This is a genomic window from Halorubrum sp. SD612 (assembly GCF_002135005.1).
The window spans coordinates 1-7,852 of record NZ_NEWI01000123.1 but is presented as its reverse complement, the minus strand read 5'-3'; the positions used below and the strand labels follow the sequence as shown (position 1 = coordinate 7,852).

Below are 7,852 nucleotides of genomic sequence, written 5' to 3'. Positions count from 1 at the left end.
GCGACGGCAGCGCGTGCGGATTCATCACGAGGTCCGGGACGACCCCCTCCTCGGTGAACGGCATGTCCTCCTGGGGCGCGAGGTGGCCGACGACGCCCTTCTGTCCGTGTCGGGACGCGAACTTGTCGCCCAGTTCGGGGACGCGCTGGTCGCGCACCTTCACCTTTGAGAGCTTGGAGCCGTCCTCGCCTTCCATCAGCGTCACCGTGTCGACGACGCCCGATTCGCCCGAGCGCATCGTCACGGAGGTCTCGCGGCGCTTCTGCGGTGAGAGCCCGCCCATGTCGTCCGGCTCTTCGAGGAAGCGCGGCGGGCTGGTCTTCCCGAGCAGGACGGACGACTCGTCGACCTTCGTCTCGGGGTTGACGAGGCCGTCCTCGTCGAGGTGGGTGTACGCGTCCTCGCCGCGCGCGCCGCGAACGTCCTGGTCCGGAATCTCGAAGCGGTCCTCCTGGCCGCCGGGGTACCGGCGCTCCTCGCCCTCGTAGGTCCGGAAGAAGTGCGAGCGGGTGAGCGCGCGGTCGACGGAGCCCTGGTTCATCACCAGCGCGTCCTCGATGTTGAAGCCCTCGTAGGACATCACGGCGACGACGAAGTTCTGCGCCGCCGGCCGCTTGTCGAAGCTGATCTGGTCGGACGTCTGCGTCTTCACCATCGCCAGCTGCGGGTAGTGCAGGAGGTGCTGACGCGTGTCCGGCCGGATGCGGTAGTTGGCCGAGGGGAGCCCGAGCGACTGCTTCATCATCCCCGCGCCCATGGTGATCCGCGGGCTCGCGTTGTGCTCGGGGTACGGGATCATCCCCGCGCCGATGCCGAAGACGAGCTGCGGGTCGATCTCGAGGTGCGTGTGGTCCTCGGTCACGTCCTCCTCGTCGACCGCAACGAGGATGTCCTCCTCCTCCTCCGCGTCGATGAACTCGACGTAGCCGCGCTCGACGAGGTCCTCGAACTCGACGTCGCCGCGTTCGAGGGCCTCGATCTCCTCATCGCCGAGGAGCGGCTCGCCGTTCTCGACGACGATGAGCGGGCGTCGCGCCCGCCCCGCGTCGGCGTTGACGATGACCTCGCGGGTCCGGTCTTTCACCGAGACGTTCACCATCTCCGAGACGTCGCCGCGGCGGCGCGCCTCGCGTATCTGTTCGGCGAGCTCGTCCGGGTTCTCGTGGGTGCCGACGAGGCTCCCGTTGACGTACACCTTCGCTTCGCGTTCTGCTTGTGCCATGATCAGTCGTCCGCCGTCTGTCGTTCGACGCCCTCGATGCCGGGGATCCCCTCGACACCCATCGACGCCAGTTCTCGTTTCAGCCCCTGTTCGTCCTCAACCGTCTGCGAGAGCTCCATCGCCTGCGCGAAGTTCTTCACGAGCCCGCAGTTCGGCCCCTCCGGCGTCTCGGAGGGACAGATGCGACCCCACTGGGTCGCGTGGAGGTCCCGCGCCTCGAAGTGCGGCTGCGACCGCGACAGCGGCGAGCGCAGGCGCCGCAGGTGCGAGAGCACGCCCATGTAGTCGGTCCGGTCGACGAGCTGGGAGACGCCCGAGCGGCCGCCGACCCAGTTCCCCGTCGCGATCGGGTGTTCGAGGCGCTCGGTCAGCACGTCGGAGCGGACCACCGTGTTGACGGTGAGCTGCCGGTTCCGCATGTTCGCGCGCTCCAGCTGGTACTTCACGTCGCGCGCCAGCTTGTTGAGAGCGGTCCGGAACAGGTCGCGCATCAGGTCGCCGGAGACCTTCAGGCGCTTGTTCGCGTAGTGGTCCTTGTCGTCGGCCTCGCGGCGGTCGAGAGCGAGCTCGAAGCACGCCTCCGCCATCCGGCAGAGGTAGTACGCCTTGTTGATCCGCACGTCCTCCTCGTCGACGCCCTCCTCGTGGAGGTGCGGGAGGAGGTAGCGGTCGATGACGTAGTTCGCCCGCTTGAGCTGGTAGTTCTTCCCCTGACCGCTCGCGACGCGCTCGCCGAGGGTCTCGATTGCCTCCTCGGTCGTCTGGACCGAGGCCTCCTCTAAGTTCTCCAGCATGAACTTCACGATCTCGGGGTCGTCCGAGACGCGGTGGACGATCTCCTCGTCGGATTCGAGCCCGAGCGCGCGGACGAGCGTCACGAAGTCGATGGATCCGGAGACGGAGGGGAACGACACTTCGAGCAGCCCCTCGCGGTTGCGTTCACAGAGCACTAAGGCGCGGTAGCCCCGGCGCTGGGAGAACGTCTTCGCGACCTGAATCTCGTCGCCGTACTTCGAGTCGTACTCGGCGAGGATCTTGTTCGGCGCCAGGTCCTCCGAGGTCATCAGCACGCGCTCGGAGCCGTTGACGATGAAGTAGCCGCCGGGGTCGACGGGGTCCTCGCCGATGTCAATGAGCTCCTCGTCGGAGAAGCCCGCCATGTTACACTTGTCCGAGCCGACCATGATCGGCATCCGACCGACCTTCGTCTCGGTCGTGTCGACGACCTGCTCCGGTTCGTCCTCGCCGCCGCGGACGATGGACATCTCCATGAACACGGGCGCCGAGTAGGTGATGTTGCGGAGCCGCGCCTCCTGGGGATAGAGCAGCTCCTCGGAGCCGTCGGCCTCGCGGACGCGCGGGGTGACCATCCGCACGTCGCCGAGCTCGACGTAGACGGGCTCCTGGCCCTCCTTGTCGCCGATGTCCGTCTCGATCGTCTCCTTCTCGTCGACGACTTCCTGCATGCCGCGGTCCAGGAAGTTGTTGAACGAGCGGAAGTGGTGTTCGGCGAGCCGTTCGTCGGAGAAGTATTCGCGTGAAACCACGCGTCGGTCTTGCCTGTTCATGAGACGACCAGTCGATACACGACCGCCTCGTCGGTCGTGCGGGAGTCGCGGACGATCTTCACCACGTCCCCGACCTCGGCCTCGTCGGGGAGCGCGGGATCCGTGCGTTTGATCTTCGGTAAGTTCGTTTTCTTCACGTCATACTCCGCCAGGACCTCTTCGACCTCCTCGGGGTCGTCGAGGAGGACGTGGTCCGGGACGAGTTCGTGTTGGCTTACGTCTACCATGGGTGCTGGTGGTGGGGAGAAGCTATCACGAGATACTACAGGTAGGTATATGCGCCAGCGTCATAAGACTTACCAAGCGCCGCCGCGCGCGGCTCACGGGTCGCGGGGCGTTCGACACTCCCACACACGCGAGGTTGACACAAAAGGATGTCGGAGGCGACCCCCCTGTCACCGGACCCCATCCTCGTCGGCGATGACAAGCCTTATTTGCCAGACAGGGATACGAACTGGTACGACAAGCCCGGATGGTGTAGTGGCCCATCATACGACCCTGTCACGGTCGTGACGCGGGTTCAAATCCCGCTCCGGGCGTCCCCGGTTTCGGGGCGCTGTCGCTTGGTTGCCCGGATGGTGTAGTGGCCCATCATACGACCCTGTCACGGTCGTGACGCGGGTTCAAATCCCGCTCCGGGCGTTTCTGTCGACGCCGACTACGAGCGAGGAGCGATAGCGACGAGCGAGTCCGGCGTCGACCCACCTTCCGGGCTACAGGTCCAGTTCCGCCCGCAGGTCGTCGACGAGGGACTCGGTCTTCGCGTCCGGGTCCTCGTCGGTGTCGACCGGGGGGCGCCCGTCGTACGTCTCGTGGACCATCGAGACCCCCTCGGCGAGCGTGTCGAGGCCGTATCCGCCCTCCAGCACGTACGCGTGGGCGGCGCCGGCGTCATCGGCGAGCGCCCGGATCCGGTCGGTCAACAGCGCGTACCCCTCCGAGGAGACGCGCATCCGCGAGATGGGGTCGTGGCGGTGCGCGTCGAACCCCGCCGAGACGATCAGCAGGTCGGGGTCGAACCGATCGATCGCAGGCCCGATCCCCTCGTCGACGGCGTAGAGGTAGTCGGCGTCGCCGGCACCGGCCGCCAGCGGGAGGTTCACGGTCGTCCCGTCGCCGTCTCCCTCGCCGGTCTCGTCGAGGTCCCCCGTGTCCGGGTAGAGGCCGTCCTCGTGGATCGACGCGTAGAGGACGTCGCCGCGGTCGTAGAAGATGTCCTGCGTGCCGTTCCCGTGGTGCACGTCCCAGTCGAAGATCGCGACACGGTCAGCGAGGTCCTCGTCGAGGGCGGTCTGGGCCGCGACGGCGGCGTTGTTGAAGAAGCAGAATCCCATCGCGTCGTCGGTGACGGCGTGGTGGCCCGGCGGGCGACCGATCGCGAACGGGGTCTGCCGCCCGGTCGAGCCGTCGAGCGCCGCGCGGGCGGCCCACTGGGCGAGCCCGGCCGAGGTGAGCGCCGCGTCCCACGTCCCGTCGCTGGCAACGGTGTCGGGGTCCCAGCTGCCGCCGCCGTCCGCGACGAACGACTCCAGTTCGTCGACGTAATCGGGGTCGTGAACGGCCGACACGGCCGCCTTCGCCGCGGGATCGGCCTCGACGTACTCGACGCCGTGCCGCTTCGCGAGACCGCGGCGGATCGCGCGGAGTCGGTCCGGGTTCTCCGGGTGTCGCTCGCCGGTGTCGTGGTCGAGACACCGCTCGCTGTAGCCAAACTGCATCTACTCGAACAACGCGAAGTACGTCTCGATGTCCTCGGCCTGTACGGTCCGTCGGTCCGCGTGCCGGGCCAGTGTCGCGGCCGCGCTCGCGACGTTGTCGGCGTAGTCTTCCAAAATGTCGGCCAGCGCGACGCGCGCGTCGACGCCGACCCGATAGCGGTCGTCGATCCGGAGTCGAGCGATCCGGTCGATGGGCGCGACCGGGAGCGTGAGATCTTCCCGGCCGACGACCTGCTCGACGCCGAAGTCCGCGGCCATCAGCGTCTTCCGGCCGTCCGCGGTCGCCTGCTCGGCCGCGTCGACGGCGAGCTCGGCGCCGTGCGATTGGATCCGTCGCGCGAGCTCCTCGGCGGCGTCCGCGCTGACGCGGAGTTCCCCCGCGTTCCGCCGGATGATCCCGTCGACCGGCGCGAACGGTAACTCGACACTCATACACACAGTCGCGTCCGTGTGTCGTATAACGCTTTCCGTTACCCGCTTTGCCGCCGGATCCGGACGGGCCGCCGCGGCGGTCGGGCGCGTCAGAAGACGTCGTCGGCGTCGATGGTCCCGTCGCGCTCCGGGCCGCGGACGGTTATCTCCTCGCCGAGCCGGAGGCTCGCGTCGGTGTCGACCGATTTCGTCTGCTGTCCGTCGTCGAGCACGACCGGGTCCCCGGTCTGGACGACCGTGCCGGTGAACTCGACGGCGCCGTCCGATCGCTCCGCCGCCGCGGTCGCCGCGCCGCCGCTCGCACCGCTCCCTTCCTCGTCGCCGGCCTCACCGGCGACGGCCTCGGCCGCCGCCTTCTTTCCGTCATCGGAGAAGGCACCGAGGCCGGTTTCGTTCGACCCGCGGCCGTCTCCGTCGCCCCCGGTGCTTCCGGCCCCGGACGCGCCGCCCGCGACGCCGGCCGCCGCGTCGCTCCCCTCGTCGAGGACGGAGACGGTCGAGCGCCAGTTCGCGGACGCCTCGAGGTCGTCCTGCCAGCCGTCCTGGATCTCGACGTCGGTGAAGACGACCCGGTCGGCCAGTTCGATCTCGCGGTCGGCCTTGTCGCCCCACAGCGCGACGCGGATCTCGCCGGTCTCGTCTTTGATCCGGACGTTGCGGACCTGTCCCTCGCTGCCGTCGTCGCGGTCGAACGTCCGCTTCGGGTCGGTCTCGATGACGCCGCCCCCGATGTCGACGGTCTGGCCGATCTCGAGGTCGGCGATGTCGGTGGTCTCCGGGACGTACTCGACGTCCTCGTCGACGCGCTCGACCGTGCCGCGGTCGCCGACGTGGAGCTCCAGGTCGCCGTCGCGCTCGCGGACGTAGCCGTCGCCGACCTCGACGACCTCGCCCGCCGCGAACTCCTCGGCGAGGTCGGCCTTCCCGTCCCAGAGCGTGACGCGCACGCGCCCCGTCTCGTCGCCGAGCGTGAGGTTGGCGACGCGTCCCTCGCTGCCGTCGTCGCGGTCGAACGTCCGGATCGAGTCGGTGTCTAACACCTGCCCCACGAGGTCCACGTCGGACGCCCCGAGCGTCAGGTCCTCGACGCGGTAGGTGTCGAGCACTTGGACGTCGACCTCGGCGTCCTCGTCCGGCTCGACCTTGTCCGCGCTCACTTCGAGGCCGCTGTACCCCTCCTTGGGACGGCCCATGACGCGGAGGACCTGCCCGACTTCGAGCTCCTCCTCGGCCGCCGCGGCCATGTCGTCCCACAGTGCGACCCGGACGGAGCCGGAGGCGTCGGCGACATCGACGTTACACACGCGACCCTCCTCCGCGTCCTCGTCGTCGCGCTCGAAGGTCCGGATCTCGCCGATGGCTGTCACCTTGCCGAGGAACTTCACTTCGTTCATCCCCGGTTCGATGTCGGCGATGGTGTCGGCCTCCTCGTCGCGCAGTTCGTGTGCGATGAGCATCGCGGCGGTCTCCTCGTCCGCGAGCCCGCCCATCTGCTCGACCTTGTCCTCGACAGCGGCCTCGAACTCCTCGAACTCGACGTCGGTGTCGAGGTCCTCGTACACCTCCTCTATGGCGCCCATACTCGTCCCTCCGTGGTCGACGGGTTCGCGCATAAGCGTTGCCGTTGGCCGGGGGTCGCGCCGGACACCCCCCGGTCGGCACGGGGACCGGAGCGGGTCGCGGTCGCGGCTCGAAAGCGTCTCATGGGTGTTCATGGGTCCCGTCGATACAAAAGGTGTTCATCCGGCACGGGGAGTATGCGGACCGCAGGCACGCGGCCGCCGGACCGTAACCGTCTTAAGTTCCACCGCGATACGTAGAGATGAGTCCTGGTAGGGTAGTGGACTATCCTCTTGGCTTGCGGAGCCAGGGACCGGAGTTCAAATCTCCGTCAGGACGTTTTCGGACAAACCAAACGGCGAGCGTAGCGAGCCGTGCGTGTGTCCGAAAACTCCGCGAAGATTTGAGCAGGAAAGTCGCAGCGGCCGAGCGAAGCGAGGCCGAACGGCTTTCCGAGTTCAAATCTCCGTCAGGACGCTCACTTTGCGGCTGCCTCACTTCGTTCGGCAGCGGCTGCGTTCGGTCCCGACGTGCCCGACGCTTGTTTCACTCGCGTCGGACTCCGTCGAGACGTTTCGGCCACACCAAACGACGGGCGCAGTGGAGAGTATGTCGCCCCCGCGACTGGGGCTCAGAGCCGGTCACCCTCACTCCACGGGCGATCTGACCGAGCTGTTAATCGTGCGGGTGGAACCGCTCCATCGCTCGGCGGACCCCGTCGGTGGCGCCGATGAACGTCACGCTGTCGCCCATTTCGAGGACGCTGTCGGCCGAGGGAACGCGGTTCTCGCCGTCGCGGCTGATCACGGCGACGAAGGTGTCGTCCGGGATCCGCGCGTTGAGGTCGCGGATGCTCTTCCCCGCCAATTCGCGAGAGGTCACCTCAACCTCCTGAACGTCGTGGCTGTCGCCGAGCTCGTTCATCCAGTGGGTGAGCGCGGGGCGTTCTATCTCGTCGTCGATGGCCGCCGCGGTCGCCGTCGTGGCGTCGATGCCGGTGACGCCGATGCTGTCGAAGGCGTCGACGTTGTCCGGGTCGTTCACCCGTGAGTAGACGGACGCAACGTCGAACTTGGTGATGGCGAGCTGGCACGCGAGGAGATTGATGTCGTCGTCGGCCGTCGTCGTGATGAACCGCTTCGCGTCGTCGATGTCGGCGGCGCGAAGCGCCTCCGTGTCGCTTCCGTCCCCCTCGTAGACGGTGAACCCCTCCGCGCGCGCCCGTTCGGCGACGTCCGGGTCCGTCTCGACGACGACGACGTACTCGCCCCTGTTCTCCAGTCGCGTGGCGAGCGCCTGACCGACCCGGCCCCCGCCGATGATTATCGTGCGCATTGGTGACACTCCGAGAA

Annotated in this window: 7 protein-coding genes and 3 tRNA genes; 3 read left to right on the top strand and 7 right to left on the bottom strand. The window is 67.9% G+C overall.

All coding sequences use genetic code 11. The features are described 5' to 3' along the window. From B9G38_RS12735 to B9G38_RS12725, 3 genes are all read right to left on the bottom strand, one after another. Positions 1–1,222, bottom strand: a 1,222-nt coding sequence (locus B9G38_RS12735; protein WP_086220599.1) for a DNA-directed RNA polymerase subunit B, incomplete at its 3' end; no start/stop codon positions are given. 2 nt (positions 1,223–1,224) lie between these two features. Then, positions 1,225–2,790 (bottom strand): DNA-directed RNA polymerase subunit B'', encoded by a 1,566-nt coding sequence (locus B9G38_RS12730; RefSeq protein WP_006111499.1) that lies wholly within the window; start codon positions 2,788–2,790, stop codon positions 1,225–1,227. Next, positions 2,787–3,017, bottom strand: a complete 231-nt coding sequence (locus B9G38_RS12725; RefSeq protein WP_004599097.1) for a DNA-directed RNA polymerase subunit H — start codon at positions 3,015–3,017, stop codon at positions 2,787–2,789. The genes B9G38_RS12730 and B9G38_RS12725 overlap by 4 nt, the downstream gene beginning before the upstream one ends. 239 nt (positions 3,018–3,256) lie before the next feature. Here B9G38_RS12725 and B9G38_RS12720 point away from each other — a divergent pair. Next, a tRNA-Asp gene (locus tag B9G38_RS12720) sits at positions 3,257–3,329 on the top strand. A 30-nt stretch (positions 3,330–3,359) separates the two neighbouring features. Continuing rightward, positions 3,360–3,432 (top strand) — tRNA-Asp (locus B9G38_RS12715). Positions 3,433–3,503: 71 nt separating this feature from the next. Here the strand turns inward: B9G38_RS12715 and B9G38_RS12710 are convergent. From B9G38_RS12710 to B9G38_RS12700, 3 genes are all read right to left on the bottom strand, one after another. Beyond that, positions 3,504–4,508, bottom strand: a complete 1,005-nt coding sequence (locus B9G38_RS12710) for a histone deacetylase (RefSeq protein WP_086220598.1) — start codon at positions 4,506–4,508, stop codon at positions 3,504–3,506. Continuing rightward, positions 4,509–4,940 carry a histone family protein gene (locus B9G38_RS12705; RefSeq protein ID WP_049932198.1) on the bottom strand — a complete coding sequence of 144 codons (432 nt, stop codon included), beginning with the start codon at positions 4,938–4,940 and terminating at the stop codon, positions 4,509–4,511. A gap of 89 nt (positions 4,941–5,029) precedes the next feature. Continuing rightward, positions 5,030–6,520, bottom strand: a complete 1,491-nt coding sequence (locus tag B9G38_RS12700; protein ID WP_179231124.1) for a single-stranded DNA binding protein — start codon at positions 6,518–6,520, stop codon at positions 5,030–5,032. A 246-nt stretch (positions 6,521–6,766) separates the two neighbouring features. On the opposite strand from B9G38_RS12700, the gene B9G38_RS12695 reads away from it, so the two are divergent. Further along, a tRNA-Arg gene (locus tag B9G38_RS12695) sits at positions 6,767–6,839 on the top strand. Between the two features lie 336 nt (positions 6,840–7,175). On the opposite strand, the gene B9G38_RS12690 is transcribed toward B9G38_RS12695, so the two are convergent. Next, on the bottom strand, positions 7,176–7,852 hold a 677-nt coding region (locus tag B9G38_RS12690; protein WP_143415443.1), incomplete at its 5' end, for a TrkA family potassium uptake protein.